Genomic DNA, 17,915 nt, shown 5'->3' on the forward strand with positions numbered 1-17,915 from the left:
CTAAAAATTGATAGGAAAAAAGTTATTAAAAGAGATGTGAATAAAAGACTATCAGTTTGACGTTTAAATAATAATTCATAGCTTTATGAAAATCAAACACATAAAGTAAAATGAAAACCTACCCAAGCAGTCTCACCGATAGTCAATGGAGTGCAATATTAGGCATTTTAGACGACAAACGGAAACGAAAACACAGTTTAAGAGAAATTTTAATGCGCTGTTCTATTTGCTTAAAACTGGCTGTCAATGGCGCATGCTGCCGTTCCATTTTCCGTCATGGAAGCTTGTTTACTACTATTTTACCAAGTGGAAGAAGGATGGGACGATAGAACTCATCCATGAAATACTCAGGATAAGACTCGAAAGCAAGCAGGCAGGGCTTCATCGCCAAGTGTTGGTATAATTGATAGCCAGAGCGTAAAGACAACAAGCGTCGGAGGCTTGTGCAGAGGGATTGACGGGGGTAAAAAAGTTAAAGGCAGAAAGCGGCATATTATTGTAGATACAATGGGACTACTTTTAGCGGTTGTGGTTCATGCGGCAAATGAGCATGACAGTAAATCAGCCCCAATGGTTATAGCTGACCTCAGAGGCAGGTTTTGCAGATTGGTAAAGATAGTAGCTGATGGCGGGTATAGAGGCGAGTTAATTGAAAATACCCGCAAAACGTTTGGGTGGGTGGTTGAGGTTGTAAGTAGATCGAATACAGCCTCGAAATTCGAAGTATTGCCAAAAAGATGGATTGTTGAAAGAACTTTTGCATGGCTCGAAAGCTATCGAAGATTGAGTAAAGACTTTGAGTTCCAAACCGAAACGAGCCAGACAATGATCCAACTTGCCATGATAAAATTGATGCTTAATAGAATTAGAAAATAAAATTTAGACAGGCTCTGAATATATTATGGAGATAAAAGCCTATTACGAAAATGGCAATTTAAAAGAAGAAGGGCAAATTTTGGGATACGATAAAATAGGCTTATGGCACTACTACGATGAAAATGGAATTTTAATAAACACTATAAACCACACTAAAAATTAATTGTTATGAAAAGTATGTTGGTGTTATCGTTTTTTTGTTGTTCTATGTAACCATTTCTCTAACAAATTTGTGTCTTTGTATAAAACTACAAGCAATAATTCAAAATCATAATTAATAATAAAATATTAAAAAATGAAGAAATTCTTATTTTTAATACAGATTGTGCTGCTGCTAAATATTAGCACATTGACAACTAATGCACAAGTACGAAAACCGATGACATTCGAGGAATATAATAATATGTACCTCATTTTTAAGGGATACCCTTCTGAGGTTATTAAACTTGATGATAAAACATACAAAGTAACTTATCAAATAACAAAATTGTTTAAGGGTACAACCGACCTTAAACAAATAACTATTTTGGCATCAAAGGAACAGCTTTACCATAGCTACCCCGAACAACAAGTTGGTGAAGAGTACAGCCATTTTTTTACGGCTAGGTATGGAATTGGGAGTGACGAATTGAGGGTTGGGTATATGTTCCTTGGTTGCGAGCACAATGACCTTGCTTGCTTAGAAAATTATACCCCGGAAGATGATAAATACCAGCGTGCCAAATTCATTTTAGATAACGGTCATAAAACGGATATGTAAAAAACTTTTACTACAAGTTTAATGGCTATAAATTTGATGGCAAAAAAAGAGTGCTTCAATGGTTACCGCTTGAATTAGAAGCCGAAGGGCAGCTTAAAGAAGGGCAAGCTCACGGCTTGTGGAAATATTATGATGAAAGCGGTAAACTTAACAATGAAACAATATACGAAAAAGGAATAAAGGTGGCGAGGACTAGTTATTCAGAAAATGGTTGCAGTTTTGAATTTGGAAGTCACAAGATAAAATACGCTTACTCGTTTGATAATAATAACAACCTAATTACATATAGCAAAATTGAATACAAACCTGATAATGATTCGCTTTTTCAAGACTATTTAAATTCAGAATATATAGAGTATTATAGCAATGGAAAGATAAAAAAGTTAGCTAATAGTAAATGGATAGATAATAAACATATGAAAGAGCAGAAAGATTACGACGAAAATGGCAATTTAATTAATCCACAAAATAAAAATTAAGACTATGAAAAATATAATATTATTATTGTCGCTTCTTTTATTTTTTGGCAACACGCCAAATTCGCTACTCGCACAATGTAATTGCACCCGACCCGATGCTACTAGTGGATTTATGGTAAAGACAGATCAAGATATAATCGATTTTCAACATATAGATTATGGCGATTTTAGGCTACACTATACTTTGACCTTAAACGAACCAAACAAAATTCATGCCGTTACCCAAACCTATATAGACAATATTGTTACTTATTTAACAGAAGCAAAAAACAAATACGCCGCTATGGGTTATACGCTTCCGTTAATTGACGGAGGTTTAGGTGGCAGCCTCAATAAATATGATGTGTATGTGTTTAATATGCAAGCAATCTGTGGTCTAATAATAAATGGGCAAACTTGCGGCGATTTTATTCAGCAAGACAAGACCTCCTCTGCTTTTATGTTTCTTAACACCAATTTATCTGCTACTATTACGGTTAATGAGCCCGGATTTGCTTTAGAAGCCCCACCGTCCAACCTATTGCGTTCTACGGTAGTTCATGAGTTTTTTCACATGGTGCAACACGCCTACCGCAACCCACAAGCACTTGACCCCGGCAGCTCGTCGAGTAAGTTTTTGCGCGAAGGAACGGCAGCCTGGGCAGAATCACTATTTGATATTACCTACGAATATCCGGAAGGTAGCGGCACTAATATTACCACCGAAGATAAAGGTTTTTACCTTTACAACGAACTTTTGAAATCAACCTATCGCGGCTTTTTAATGGACGAAAATGCTAATAGCACTACGCCTTATTCTAACGTATTTTTTTGGAAATACCTCGCCGAAAGATTTGGAAACGACATTATTAAAACAATTTGGACAAACTATAAAAACAATGGCGGCAAAGAGTATGATGCCTATAATCAAGCCGTAAGCCCACATACATTTAAAGAAGTGAAAGAAGATTTTTGGCTTACCCACTTATTTATGACGCAAAACCTAAACTCACATAATTTTCTTAAAAACAACAGTAATTACAGTAAATATACCTACTCGAATAATAATAGCATAGATGGCTATACCCCAAATGGAAATGCCGAAGTACTCGATGCTTCATCCGGAAATGGTACGAATATAGTCCTGTACGATGTTCCGGTTATAGATGTTCCGCAAGTGCTAAATGGCATAACATCTTTCCAATTTTATTGTGGTATTGGCACGTATGGTTTTGCAACAGAAACAAGAATGTACCGGATGGGGGCATCGTATTTTAAAATAAATGCCAATATTGAAAACTGTTTCAATTTGACAATAATTCCTAAAATGGCACCCGCCAATGGCTCAACTTGTTTCGATAATTTTGAGTCGAATTACCTGCCCAACAGCAGCCACCCCGAGTATTTTGAAGCAATTTTGGTATTTAGAGATTATTTAGGAGACCCCGATAACGAAGAAAACTTAAATTGCATTAGCGTAGTAAGGAAAATGTATAACGAAACCGAAAAAAGTATTAAGTTTGCCGAACTAAAGCAAGGGAGTTTTGATATTATTAATTTAATTATTTATAGACATATTCCGGTATATGGAAATGGGCAAAGCCCCAAAATAGAAGAATTTGAGGTTTTGTTAGAAAATGTGCAATGTCCCACTTTAGTAACACCGCCCCCTTGCAGTCCAAATGTTGATAAAACAACAAATTCGCCAAAGGAATATCTAAACATAACAAATTACATTGTATATAATTTGTTGGGCAATAAAATTTTTGAAGGCACACAAACAACAGATAATACTATTGAAATAAAAAACAAATTATCTTATTTCCCCAAAGGGGTTTACATTATTACCCATTTCGGAGAAAATGGCGAAATGCTAAAATCAAACAAGTTTATAAATACAAAGTAACAAAACAATATCGCACAACAACGCACACCCGGCAAGACTGGGGTTATTTTGCCGCTTGGTTGCGCAAACAATTAATACCGTCAAAACTAAATGAATAGCAATAAGTAATTGATAATTAATAATTAACAATGAATAATGCAATAAGTGGCTCATTATCAGGCGTTTACCACAAATAGTAGTATAAACTAATTTTAGAGAACCACTTAATATAGACTTAATTTCAAATAACAAATATATATTTAATAAAATATTTACTTGCCATCTACTATCTGACATGATGATACCAACAACACGAGTTTTTAAAACGTTTACCCTTATTGCCCTTATAATGGCTATGGGGGTATTTTTCGTTAGTTTTAGCACGCAAGCTCAAAACTATGTGCCAAACCCCGAATTTGAAAATTACAATTCCTGCCCCAATTTTTTAGATAATATAGCAGACTTAGATGATTGGCAAGGATTAGGCTATCCGGATTATTTTAATGCCTGCGCTGCCTTAACACCCGGAGCAGGTATTGTTAGCACCCCCGACAATATTTTTGGCTACGAACTTCCTTTGTCGGGCAATGGATACGGCGGTTTTGTTGCCTACGAGCCATCGGGGCTGCGCGACTACCTAACCATAGACATGGGCAAACAACTTACCCCCGGAAAAGCATACTGTGTTAGCTTTAATGTGAGTTTTGCCGACTATACCTACCAAGCCGTAGAAGAATTAGGCCTGTTGTTTACCGACTCGGCCTTAACAATTAGCAATGGTTATGCGCTTGGATACCCCATTACCTACGGAATTGATGGTATTTACAACACTAATGGCATTGTCAATAATAAATCCGGATTTGTTACCATTTCGGGAACTGTAACACCCCTAACCTCCGGATTACAATATTTAACCATTGGCAATTTTAATCCGAATGCCACAACAAACGTGCAAGACGAAACCAGCCCGGGTGTTTCGGGCTTTTTAACCTTGGGCTACTATTTTTTAGAAGACGTTTCGGTAGTTGAACTGACCGATATTGAAAAAACCTATACTACCCCAAACAGCTCATTTCCGTTTACCAATATTGCCGAAGTTTGCAGCCTTGACCCGGTAACTTTTAGTGTGGTGGCCAATGCAAACAGCACCTTTAGCTGGGCTAATTTTGCCGACCCCTATTTTGAACTAAGCAATGCCGATACCCTAACCGTTGTACCTACGCAAACCGAAACCTATATTTTAACAACTACTGACGGCATTTGTACCCGCCACGATACGTTTACCGTTGTTGTTACCAATCCGCCAATTATTCAAGTTAGCTATACGGCCAACTGCGAAGGTTATACAACCCATATTTACGACCTTTCGACCAATGCCAGCCCTAACGCTGCATATTTTTGGGATGCAAACAATGACGGAAGCGTTGAAGGCTTTTTAAAAGGTGGTTTTGAGTATGTTTTTCCGGCTGCTGGCATTTATGACGTAGCACTAACTATAAATAATTTTGGCAACTGCGCCAAAACCGAAGTGTTTCAAATAGAAATTTTACCCGCCAACCACCCCCTTTGCGACCCCTGCAATAACCCCGATGCACTTGACAATTTAACGCCCAACGGAAGTGCCGAAATGTACTGGGTTTGCCCTCCCGATGTTAGCTCGCCCGGCTTAGATTATTTGGCTTATGCCGACCCATGGTATAGCCCAACTGGCGCCTCGCCCGATTTTTACCATAGCTGCAACGATGCTAACGTAGGTGTGCCCAATAATATTTTTGGTAACCAAAGCGCGCAACAAGGTTTGGGTTATTACGGCTTGTATGCTTATCGCAACAGCGACTACCGCGAGTATTTGAGTGTTCATTTAAACGAACCTTTAACTTCGGGGGCTGACTATTGTGTGAGTTTTTACACCTCATTAGCCGATTTTTCCGGAAAAGCTATTGAAAACTTAGGCGTTCATCTTTCGCAAAACCCTATTTCGACTGTTTCGCAAGCGCCACTATTTTTATTCCCTCCCCAAGTAACCAATACTACCGGCATTTTAGACGATAAATTTAACTGGACTATGGTGCAGGGCAAATATACCGCTAACGGCAATGAGCAATACATTACCATAGGCAATTTTAAAGCCAACGCCCAAACTAACTGGGAAGACCTGCCCGGCACCAGCACCTTTGATGCCGATGCTTATTATTATATTGACAACGTAGCTGTAACACCATTGCCCAAACTTAATATAACCGACACGAACGATATTAACTTAATTGATATTGTACTTTGTAGCAACGAAGTCGCACATTTGCGCGCTTCAAGCGGTTATTGCTCGTATGTTTGGTTAGATGCGGCTACCAGCGATACATTGGCTTCTGGAACTGAGCTTAATTTATACGGTTTAAATTCAAACACAATTAAACAATATGTTTTAGCAGGCACATTTGGCCAATGCAGTGCTACCGATACGGTTACCGTGTATTATCATCAAACGCCAATTCCGGCTGTACAAATTGCCCAAAATTGCGCCGGTGGCGTAACCATATTTTACGACAACTCAACCAATTTAAATCCTCCGGTTACTTATACCTGGGATTTTGGCGATGGAACAGGATTAGTTACCACTTCGCCGGTAGCTACCCACGTTTACACCGACCCTAACGTTTACACCTTCAATGTTACCATTGAAAATGCCTCGGGCTGCAGTATTTCGTATAGCAATACTTACGAAGTAGAAGCCGAATGCGACCCTTGTAACGAGCAAAATAATTTGACGTTAAACCCCTCGTTTGAGTTTTATAATATATCAAATACCTGCCCCGATACACTTGGGCAAATAGAATTAACCGATTTTTGGGATAGCCCGCTTGGAGACCCCAGCGCGTTCAATACTTGTGCCGGATTAAGTGGAAATGTAGGAGTGCCCATTAATTTAAAAGGTGCACAAGCCGCCCGCACCGGAAATGGCTATGCAGGCATATCGGTTTATAGCGACGACGGTAATGGCAATATGGACGCTACAGCAAACCAGTTTATAACCGGACAAATGGTTACCCCCACGCAACCGGGCACAACCTATTGCGTAAAATTTTATGCAAGTTTAGCCGACAACAGCAGCTATGCTATTGACGAAATGAGCATGTTTTTTAGCAACGGCCTACCTCCCGATTTTAGTCCCGAGCTTATTGATTATACTCCGGAAATACAAAATAGAAATTTCTTTGTTTTATCAAACAAAAATGGGTGGACTGAAATAACCGGGCAATTTACAGCCGCACAAACTTTTACCCATTTTACAATTGGCAATTTTGAAGTTAAAAGCGATAGCTTTAACGTGGTTTATGTAGGCGGCCCATTAAAAGGTGAGGCGTATTATTATATTGACGATGTTTCGGTAGTGGCAATGCTGGCTACCGCAAATGTTAGCAACGACACTATTTGTAAAGGACAAACCGTTGAACTGCAAGCCTCAACAAACACTTGTAATTATTTTTGGTGGCAACGCAGTACCAACGGCATTGATACCCTAAGCATTTCTACTGATACGCTTGCAACCGTTAACCCAGCCCAAACAACCACCTACTATTTTAGCGGCTACAACGGCAAATGTAATGTAACCGACTCGGTGCAGGTTTATGTCCACAGCCCGAGTATTTATACTATTAGCAACGACCTTGCTATATGCCAAGGCGAAACAGTTAATTTAGAAGTTGTTACCGATGCAGCAAACAGTGTAATCTGGTCGGCAAGTCCAAGCTTCGATATAATTTTATCTGAGTCAGAAACGGCAACCGTTACCCCTGCCGCTACTACCACTTATTACGCAGCTATTGATACAAGTATAGGATGCCGAATTATTGACTCGGTAAAAGTAACAGTAAATGCAAACCCTGTTGTATTTAATAACCACGACACTTTGTTTGTATGCCAAGGCGATAGCCTACAACTATTAGCAATAGGCGGTGATATTTATAAGTGGACGAGTGGCAATGTTTCGGACACAAATATACCCGACCCCTGGGCATACCCGTCGGGAACAATGACCTATACTGTAATAGTAGAAAACAGTACAACCGGATGTATTACTACCGACTCGATAGTTGTAGTGGAACATCTTCAAACAATTGTGCCAAACGAAACTATTAATATTTGTATTGGCAATACTGCCATATTAGCACCCAATTATCCGGATGGTTCAAGCAATTTTGAATGGTCGCCAAATATAAATATTTCAAATATTAACATCGCGAACCCTCAAACAAATACCACAAACGATATTTTATATACCGTAAAATATACAGATGGCAAAGGATGCCCTGCTTCAACTTCAATATTTGCCAATGCTATTCCTGTGCCTAATGTGGGCGCCGATATAGCTATTTGCAACGGCGGCACCACACAGCTAAACGTTACGGGCGGCTTATTGGGCTCTACTTATAGCTGGTCGCCAACAGATGGCTTAGACAACCCCAGTATTGGCTCGCCCATGGCCTCTCCAACACAAACAACCCAATACATCGTTGAAGTAACCTACCCATTTAGCCCAACTGGCTGCAAAGAGTCGGATACGATAACTGTTTTTGTCAACGACCTTAAGTTTGCCAACGCTGGCAGCGACCAAAATATTTGTGCCGGCGATACCGCACAATTGCAAGCCGTTGGAGGCAGCGCCTATTTATGGTCGCCTTCGGCAGGCCTTAGCGATACAACCATATCGAACCCCAAAGCCTACCCCACCAACACGACCGATTATGTAGTACAAGTAACTAATAACGTAACGGGCTGTATTTCGTTTGATACCGTTACCGTAGCCATTAGCAGCCCACAAGCCCCACAAATAACATCGTTACCAGGTACTATTTATTGCGCCAAACCATTTTCGCTGTCAACAATTTGTATAGGTTACAATTACGCAGGCTGCGAAACTATTAATTTAACCGTAACCGGGCAAATTAGTAGTTTTATTGATGTGAAAACTAATCAATGCTTTAACTACGCTACAACCTTTGCCGGCTCGCGGGTTGATACCCTCACCATAAAAGCCTGTACTGACAAATCGGGCTTATGCGATGAAATTAAAGCCATTATGGTTTATTGCGATATTCCACCAAGTTGGGCAAATGATACACTTGTGCTTACAACTTGCCAAGATTTGGTGTTGCCATTTGCTGTTCCGGAATTTACTGATGATGCAGACGATAATCAGAACTTTACATTTAATCTTTCGGGAACAACAGGTCTGGTGGTTTATGATGAGCCAACAACACAGTTTATCTATACTCCGGAATCCGGATTTACAGGCGTTGATTTCTTCGATATTTTTGTTTGCGATTCACTCTATCCTGCCAATCAATGCGATATATTAACGGTTAAGGTAAATATTACTTCAAATACAGGCGCACCCGTTATTTCGGGCATTCCACCGGTAATTACCATTAAATATCAATCAGATACCAGCTTGTGTATGAGCATTACCGAACCCGACAGCGAGCCTACAACAACTACAATTATTAAAACGGGCTTGGGCACATTAAATTTGCCAGCTCCCGGAAATTGCTTTAACTATACAGCCCCTAATAATTATTTTGGCAACGATACTATTGTATTTAAAATTTGCGATAATTGCGGCTCGTGCACCAACCAACAATATATTTTTAATGTTCTGCCAAACTACGCACCTATAGCTAACGACTTAAATATTGTTACTTACGTGAATACGCAAATAGGCTTTTGTTTGGAAAATATTGTAGAACCCGAAGGCGAACCCTATACTAAAACTTTAATTAATTTGCCCGACAATGGCGCTATGATACCTGTAAATGACTCGTGTTATTTGCTTGTTCCGAATAATGGATTTGTTGGCAACGATATTGCCCAACTAATAGTTTGCGACCCCCATTTACATTGCGATACGGTAAACATAAACCTTACCGTTTTGCCTAACCCAAATAACCCGCCAACTATTGCCGATACTACCATTATAACAAAAGAAAACTTGGCGCAATATTTTTGTGTTACTGCCAGCGACCCCGATGGAGATGCCTTGCTTTATACTTTTGAACAACCAAATTTAGGAACAGTTGTGCCGCTAACACCCGGATGCTTTGTGTATATACCTAACGACTTTACAACCGGCACTGATATATTTGATATGATTACCTGCGACAACAAAGGAGCCTGCGATACAGCAATTATTACCGTTATTATCAATAACAATTTATGTCCGCAGGTGAATAATGTAAATATTACCATCAACAAAGGTGAAATTGTGCAAACTTGTATTCCGGTAGTCGAGCCCGAAGGCGAAGGTGTTTCACTAAACTTACTATTGCAGCCCACCAACGGCGATATTGAAAAAGCGAATGGTACTTGTGTCAAATATACCCCCGATGCCGGTTTTATTGGCTTAGATACCGTTACCGTTGAAATTTGCGACGATTTAGGCTGCTGTGTTTTGGCAAATGTATATATTACCGTATTAGATACAGATGTGCCGCCCGTTGGCCCCGATTTTATTGAAATTGTTACCAACGAAAACGAGCCTGAAGGCTTTTGTGTACCTGCTACCGATGGCAATAACGACCCATTAACTTATGATATATTAACCTACCCCGCAAACGGCAGTTTAGTTTATGTTACCGACAGTTGTTTTACTTTTGTTCCGGATACAAATTATTTTGGCAACGACAACGCTCAGGTCATTGTTTGCGACAATACCGGCCTATGCGACACCGTTGACATCTTTATTACCGTTAATTTTGTAAACTTCCCGCCAACGGGCAACAATGCAACCATCGAAACCACGCAAAGCACCCCTGTTGAGTTTTGCTTAGATTTTACCGACCCAGACGGCGACCCCGTTTCAATTGACCCCGAAACCCCCGATAATGGCACATTAACACCAACTGTTGGAGCGTGTTTTGAATATTTACCCAATGCCGGATTTGTAGGCAACGAAAGCCTTGACTTTGTTTTGTGCGACCCCTATGGCGAGTGTATCACAATTGTTATTAAAATTGTAGTTAAACCAACTAATTTACCCCCAAACCCACTTACCCTAACCGTTACAACTCCTTACGACACCGACGTAAAAATTTGCCTCGATATTACCGAACCCGAAAACGAGCCAGTAACATTACAAAACTCGGTACTGCCTAAAAATGGCTCTTATACACCCACTAACGATACTTGCTTTATTTACAACCCCAATGCAGGCTTTAGTGGCAAAGATACCATCATATTCACAGCCTGCGACCCCAACAATAATTGCAGTTTAGTTACCATAGTTATAAATGTTGAGGCACAAAACAACCAAGCTCCAATAGCCTACGCCGATCCTAACCCTGTAATTACCCCAGAAAACTCGCCCGCCAATTTCTGCATATTATATACCGAACCCAACGGAGACGCTGTAACCATTACTGTTGTTGATGACCCCAATAATGGAAGTATTAACCCCGCCGGAGTCAACTGCTACACTTATGCACCAAATAAAGACTTTGCCGGAAAAGATACCCTCGAAATTATAGTTTGCGACCCATTTGGCCTTTGCGATAATGTTATTGTAATTATTAACGTGTTAGATATCAACGACCCGCCACAAGTTCCGGATATTAACTATACCACCCCTTATGAAACAGCAACCGAAATAATTTGCCTTGACATTTTTGAACCCAATGGCGACCCCTACACCATAACCCCATTTGACCCTGCCGATAACGGTGCTTATGTGTTTATTAATGACACTTGCTTTATCTATACACCCAACAATGGTTTTAGCGGTACCGACAAATTTGCCTTCAACGTTTGCGACGAAAAAGGCGCTTGTAATACTGTTTTTGTAACCATAAAAGTCGATCCCAAACCCAATACTTCACCATCCGGAACCGAAGAAACGGCAATTGTTACCATGAACATTGATAAAGAAATTTGCCTGACTTTGTTCGATGCCGAAGACCCAAATAATCTTACTTTATCTATTTTAAAACAAGGCTCAAAAGGTAGTGCTGTTGTTACCGGCGATAGCTGTTTATTATACAACCCCGCCAACAATATATATGGCAACGATGTGTTGGACTTAGTAGTTTGCGACCCGCAAAACGCCTGCGATACGTTTAAGCTATACATCGTTATTGTCAATCCGGATCAAGCACCCATTGCCAACACATTGCCGCCTATTACCACTAACCCCGACTCTACCATCACTATTTGTATTGGTGCCGAAGACCCCAACAAAGAAACCCTAACTTACAAGTTCATATCTATAAACCCTGGAAAAGGGCAAGCTAACTGGGCACTAAACGATACCTGCATTGTATATAAAGCCGATGCCGTTTACTTGGGTGCGGTAACTATTTTAGTAGAGATTTGCGACGAGCCTAATCCAGATAAATTATGTACAACCGTTGAAGTAGTGATTAATATTGTGCCGCCTGCAAAAAATAATCCACCAACGGCCAACGACTATTTGTTTGAATTTACCAACCAAAATACTAAAAAAACAATTTGTATTGCTGCCACCGACCCCGATGGCGACCCGCTCACTTACACCCTGTTAAACCCGCCAGCAAATGGAAACGGCCTATTTAATGCAACCGACACTTGCGTAATTTACACACCCAATGGCAATTTTGTAGGTATTGACACCTTCGATGTGCTAATATGCGACGACAATAACCCACCACTTTGCGATACAGCAACGGTAATTATAAATGTTACCGATGGCTTAATTGCCAACGATGATGCCGCTATTGCCGAAGATGGTGTTCCCGAAACTATTAATTTTGACGATAACGATAAATATGCCAATTTTAAAGACCTTGAAGTTACCATTACCATAGAACCAAAAAACGGAATTGTAGTTGTTAACGGCGATGGCACTTTTACTTATACACCCAACCCCGGATTCAACGGCACCGATACCTTTACCTACAAAATTTGCGACCCAGTGCTTGGTTGTGACGAAGCGATAGTAGTTATTAACGTTAAAAATCTACTTGATGCCATAGCCGACACTTATAATATTTGTAACGATGCATCTTTGCCCGTTCAGGTTTTAATGAACGACACTTATCCGAACTTAACCGGATTAACATTTAGTATTGAAACCCAACCCATACATGGCACCTTAGTAGGCAGTGGTACTGATTATACTTACACCCCAACATCCGGATATACAGGCCAAGACGCTTTCAATTATAAAATTTGTTACCCCGATTTAGGCTGCTCAACAGCTTCGGTAACAATTCATGTTTTTGCAAAAATAGGCTTACCAATTGCCAAACAAGATGCCACAACCACCGACGAAAATATATCGGTTATAATTGAGGTTTTAGATAACGATATAAATACCAATAACGGCGAACTAATAATCAGCAAAATAGCTACACCAAAAAATGGTTCGGTTAGCTTAAATTCTGATAAAACCATTAGTTATACTCCAAAACCCGATTTTAGCGGTATTGATACCTTCGAATATACAATTTGCGATATAGCCGAACTGCCTTGTAAAGGTGAAGGTCAAGAGTTGTGCGCTACCAATAAAGTAATTGTTACCGTAAACGCTGCTACGCCTGAAGGAATAGTAATTTACGAATTACTTACCCCAAATGGCGATTCTAAAAACGACGAATTTGTAATTGCTAATCTTGATTGTACTAAGGACAATGAATTAATTATTTACAATCGTTGGGGTAATATTGTATTCGAAGCCCAAAACTATGGCTGCGATAACTCCGGATGGTGGACGGGCACCCTCAAAACCTCTGACAAGCCCTTACCCGACGGAACTTATTTCTATATCTTCCGTGTGTTAGATAATCACTACGAGCGACAAGGAACTATTGAAATTAACAGGTAGGTTAAACTACCAGTCACTTGTTTGCGGCGTTTGCTTGTACAATTGAATAAAAATCCGCGTATTAGTTTTAGGCTTAATGGACATTTTTTAGGCTAAAAACCTTCGAAAGCATTACTATTGTTAGCTTTGAGGACAATCAAAGGTTATGAATAAAAAAAATGCTTTTACTGTGGTAAAAGGTTTGTAAAGAAAAACGGACTTGTAAAAGGAGTTCAATTGTATAAGTGTGCTCATTGTGGGAAACAATTTTTAGGTGGGCAACGCATCAATAACGAGCAAATATGGGAAGAATACAAAAGTGGTAAACAGACCTATTTGCAGTTAGCTCACAAGTATAATTGTTCTGTTAAAACGATTCAAAGGCGGTTAGACAAGATTAAAATAGTGGCTACGAAAAAACAGGTAGAGTAGTCGTTGTATTAATGGACACCACCTATTGGGGGCGGGGTTTTGGCGTAATGCTTTTAAGATGCCTACACCAAAGAAAACCTTTTGCACTATTATGTAAAGACAGAGACCACTGGGCTGTATATAGAAGGAATTAAGCAGTTAACAAGGCGAGGTTTTACTATTTCGGCTATTGTTTGTGACGGAAGAAAAGGCTTAATTGCGTCGTTTAAGGGTATTCCTGTTCAAATGTGCCAGTTTCATCAAGCAGCAATAATTCGAAGATATTTGACCCGTAAGCCAAAGCTAAAAGCTGCACAAGAGCTGATGGATGTTGTAGATTTGATGAAGCAAACAGACAAAGAAAGCTTTGTCGGAGCATTAGGGCTATGGCTTGAAAAATGGAAAGTGTTTCTAAACGAGAGAACTGTAAATCCGACTACAAACAAATCGTTTTATACGCATAAAAGGCTTAGAAGTGCTTATCGTAGTTTGAAGAATAATTTACCTTGGGTTGTTTACTTGGCACGATAACAGGGAACTTCAAATACCTAACACAACCAATGCTATTGATGGACATTTCGCAGATTTAAAAAACAAATTAAGAAACCATAATGGCCTATCAATGAAACGGAAAATGAAATTTATAGATGGGTTTTTAAAGGTATAAGGGCTTTCTGAAAATATCAAAGGCTTACAATATACAGTAAGCCTTTGATAAGACATTTTCGTCAAGCATCTGTTTTATCCCTGACAAGTTGCTCCCCAGCAGAGCTTGTTTCCGTTTTTACAGACATGCAAAGAAATAAAATATTCAAGAATAATGTAAAAAAGTGAATAAAAAAACAGCATTAAAAATGTCCACTTGAACCAAGCGTCTAAAAAATAGCCTAATTTTTGTCCATTACTCCTAGTTTTATGATACTAATACGCGGATTTTATTTTTGATTTGTTTGATTGTTATATTTTTCAAGAAGCAAAAAAACGCCAATACACCCCAAAAGACAATTTGCGTCCTGCGCGGTCGGGTATGTAAAGTTCGCCAACATCGGGGTTTTGGGCTTGCGAAAAACAGGCGCACCCTAAATTGTTGGCAGTTAATGCCGAATAACCTACGGCATACAAATTCATAATAACAAAGCAGTTTTTAGGTGGCAACAGTTGTGCGCAGTAGTGGAGCAACTCGGGCAGGTGCTTATCTAATAGCCATTTTTCGCCATCGGGGCCGCGCCCATAAGGGGGTGGGTCAAGTATAATGCCTTGGTAAATGTGCTGGCGGCGCACTTCGCGTTTTACAAATTTAAGCACATCGTCAAGCATCCACCTTATTTTATCAACGCCCGATGCTGTTTGGTTGGCATTTGCCCAGGTAATAGTTGATTTTACAGCATCTACGTGTACAACCTCGGCTCCAGCCTGCCGCGCCACCAACGAGGCCGCCCCAGTATAAGCAAACAAATTTAGTACTTGTGGAGGCTTAGGTAGCTGGGCAATACTATTTGCCATAAAGTGCCAGTTGTCGCATTGCTCAGGGAAAATACCTACGTGTCGGTAAGGAGTAAGCCCTAAGCGCATTTTTATCCGGATATTTTGCTGGTCTGCATCGTTCATAAGCCATTGTATAAACCATTGGTCGGCCATAGGTTTAAGTTTAATCCATTGCCCAGTATCTTCTTTGTTGGCAGTACTATAATTTGCGTTGTCGGGCTGTGTTTGTGTCTGATTTTTGCCTTTCACAAATTTAGCATGGGCTAATTTATTCCACTCGGTTTCTGGCAGTGCTTTAGGCCAAAGTGCCTGCGTTTCGGGGCGGGCAACAATGATGGGGCCAAATCTTTCCAATTTTTCAAAATCGCCTGTATCAATTAGCTCGTAATCATCGCCAAAATGGGCTTCGCGCAATACCATACCTATTACTTGACAAATTAAAAAAATCAATATAAATTGAGATAAACTCGCCTAATAGACAGCAAATTTATAAGCGTGTTTGAATAAATAGAATCAAGACTATTATCCGTAATAATTCCGGACAAGAAAATAATAAATTAGTCGCCATCAATAATTGGTAGCGCTAAAGTATAAATGGGTAAAATCAACGCTCCGTAAGCGGCTTGGTACCAGGGCAGTTCGTCAAATGGGCCGCCAAGGGCAAACACCCAAATAGCAAACGACAAGGTTGAGATGCCAATTTGCAACCATGCTGGGGGTAAACCCGGAGCGCGCGTAACCCGCCAAATATATAAGGGTGTAAGCAATAGCAAAGCGCCAAAAACCGCCCATTCAATCCAAAATGGGCGTATAGATTCGGCCATCGTTGCCACTATGTTTTGCATGGTAAGGTAGGCGGCAACAATTTCGGCGGGTATATATTTAATAAGTCGGTCTAAATAACCATCCGGAATTTGTTGTTCGGCATCGGGGTTAATTTCCAAATTAACAATCCCTCTTGATGAAACACCATCTATGTCGCGTTCGGTGCTGTTGGTTGATGATGGCAAGGTGCTAATTTCGCTTGCTTTAATAACACGTCTTCCCATAATTTAAATACAATTTGGTTAGCTATAAAATTACTGAATTTGATGTAGTGTTGTATTATGCCGCCAAAATTAGCACGCATTTGTAATAAAACGGTTATTTTCTTTATAAAAATACAAATTATTTATAAAATTGAGCCAATATATGCCATACACAGGTCAATAGTGGCTTCAATTCCCTGTTTATGGGTTCGCTCCATGCCGTGACTTGCCGCAACGCCTGGGCCTATTAATGCTACGCGGGCATCAACACCTGCTTTAAGGGCTGCCGAGCCGTCGCTACTATAATACGGGTAAACATCTAATTTATACGGAATATGATTGGCCTCTGCTAATAAAACCAACTGCCGTCTAAATTCGTAATCGTAAGGGCCGCTGCTGTCTTTGGCACAAATTGAGCAGTGTGTTTCTTGGCCTTGTAAAGTGGTTCCAATTACACCCATATCAATTACCAATATTTCTTTAATTGTAGGCGAATGGCCTGCGCAACCACCATGCCCTACTTCTTCGTAATTGCTAAAAAACAGTTCAACGGGGGGGGCAATACCTAATTCGGCGTAGCGTCTTGCCAGTTCAAGCAACACAAAACATCCGGCTTTGTTGTCCATAAACCTCGATTTTATATGCCCGCTTGGCAGTTCGGTGTATTTAGGGTCAAATGCAATGATATCGCCCACCCGTATATTTAGCTGGTTAGTTTCAAATTCTGAAAAAACCAATTCATCTAAACGTATGTGCATATTGCTAATATCGCGTTCGGTTGTACCTGCCTGGCGGTTAGCATGTGCCGAGGGGTTGTCTAATAAAAGTGTTCCGGAAAAAATTTGCCCTTCGAGGGTATGTATGCGCACGTACTCGCCCTCAAAACTGGGTAAAACAGGCCCTCCCAGCAAGGAAATACCTAAAGTTCCATCCATATTAATTTTGGTTACAATGGCACCAAGGGTATCAACGTGGGCGGCTATGCTTAGGGTTGGGTTGGGGGCAAGTTGGCAAACCACAGCTCCTTTATTGGTAATTTTTGGTTTCCAGCCGTAGTTTTCTAAGGTTATTTGTATATAGTTGCAGGCTTCTTGGGTAAAGCCCGTTGGCGAGTCAATTTGAACTAAGTCGCGTAAGGTTTTATACGATTGGTGCATTAAAGGCAGCGTTATTTACAGGAATT

8 protein-coding genes and 2 pseudogenes are annotated in these 17,915 nt (G+C 40.1%); 7 read left to right on the plus strand and 3 right to left on the minus strand.

What is annotated here, in order from left to right; genetic code table 11:
• The first annotated feature begins 110 nt into the window (after positions 1–110).
• The 7 genes and pseudogenes from IPI59_03765 to IPI59_03795 all read left to right on the plus strand — a co-directional run bounded on the left by IPI59_03765 (position 111) and on the right by IPI59_03795 (position 14,886).
• A pseudogene (locus tag IPI59_03765) lies at positions 111–876 on the plus strand (IS5 family transposase).
• 25 nt (positions 877–901) lie between these two features.
• Complete coding sequence (locus tag IPI59_03770; GenBank protein MBK7526672.1) at positions 902–1,039, plus strand: hypothetical protein; 138 nt, start codon at positions 902–904, stop codon at positions 1,037–1,039.
• 132 nt (positions 1,040–1,171) lie between these two features.
• A complete protein-coding gene (locus tag IPI59_03775) occupies positions 1,172–1,636 on the plus strand; it encodes a hypothetical protein (GenBank protein MBK7526673.1) in 465 nt (154 codons plus the stop codon).
• 50 nt (positions 1,637–1,686) lie between these two features.
• Positions 1,687–2,115 carry a hypothetical protein gene (locus IPI59_03780; protein MBK7526674.1) on the plus strand — a complete coding sequence of 143 codons (429 nt, stop codon included), beginning with the start codon at positions 1,687–1,689 and terminating at the stop codon, positions 2,113–2,115.
• A gap of 4 nt (positions 2,116–2,119) precedes the next feature.
• A complete protein-coding gene (locus tag IPI59_03785; GenBank protein MBK7526675.1) occupies positions 2,120–4,000 on the plus strand; it encodes a T9SS type A sorting domain-containing protein in 1,881 nt (626 codons plus the stop codon).
• Between the two features lie 274 nt (positions 4,001–4,274).
• Positions 4,275–13,829, plus strand: coding sequence for a tandem-95 repeat protein (locus tag IPI59_03790; protein MBK7526676.1), 9,555 nt, complete (start codon positions 4,275–4,277; stop codon positions 13,827–13,829).
• Positions 13,830–14,093: 264 nt separating this feature from the next.
• Positions 14,094–14,886, plus strand: a pseudogene (locus tag IPI59_03795) (hypothetical protein).
• Between the two features lie 299 nt (positions 14,887–15,185).
• Here the strand turns inward: IPI59_03795 and IPI59_03800 are convergent.
• From IPI59_03800 to IPI59_03810, 3 genes are all read right to left on the minus strand, one after another.
• On the minus strand, positions 15,186–16,124 hold the full coding sequence (locus IPI59_03800; GenBank protein ID MBK7526677.1) for a class I SAM-dependent methyltransferase: 939 nt from the start codon (positions 16,122–16,124) through the stop codon (positions 15,186–15,188).
• Positions 16,125–16,261: 137 nt separating this feature from the next.
• Entirely contained in the window at positions 16,262–16,753 is a 492-nt protein-coding gene (locus IPI59_03805) for a hypothetical protein (GenBank protein ID MBK7526678.1), read from the minus strand.
• A gap of 122 nt (positions 16,754–16,875) precedes the next feature.
• The gene (locus tag IPI59_03810; protein ID MBK7526679.1) at positions 16,876–17,889 is read right to left on the minus strand and encodes a M42 family metallopeptidase; all 1,014 of its coding nucleotides are present in this window, start codon (positions 17,887–17,889) and stop codon (positions 16,876–16,878) included.
• Between the last annotated feature and the right edge of the window lie 26 nt (positions 17,890–17,915).

The organism is Sphingobacteriales bacterium (assembly GCA_016706405.1).
In the GTDB taxonomy this organism is placed as follows: Bacteria; Bacteroidota; Bacteroidia; order Chitinophagales; family UBA2359; genus BJ6.

Excerpts from the sequence above, each read along its gene's own strand:
- IPI59_03770 (MBK7526672.1), top strand. The coding sequence starts at position 902 with ATGGAGATAAAAGCCTATTACGAAAATGGCAATTTAAAAGAAGAAGGG.
- IPI59_03775 (MBK7526673.1), top strand. The coding sequence starts at position 1,172 with ATGAAGAAATTCTTATTTTTAATACAGATTGTGCTGCTGCTAAATATT.
- IPI59_03785 (MBK7526675.1), top strand. The coding sequence starts at position 2,120 with ATGAAAAATATAATATTATTATTGTCGCTTCTTTTATTTTTTGGCAAC.
- IPI59_03790 (MBK7526676.1), top strand. The coding sequence starts at position 4,275 with ATGATGATACCAACAACACGAGTTTTTAAAACGTTTACCCTTATTGCC.
- IPI59_03800 (MBK7526677.1), bottom strand. The coding sequence starts at position 16,124 with ATGGTATTGCGCGAAGCCCATTTTGGCGATGATTACGAGCTAATTGAT.
- IPI59_03805 (MBK7526678.1), bottom strand. The coding sequence starts at position 16,753 with ATGGGAAGACGTGTTATTAAAGCAAGCGAAATTAGCACCTTGCCATCA.
- IPI59_03810 (MBK7526679.1), bottom strand. The coding sequence starts at position 17,889 with ATGCACCAATCGTATAAAACCTTACGCGACTTAGTTCAAATTGACTCG.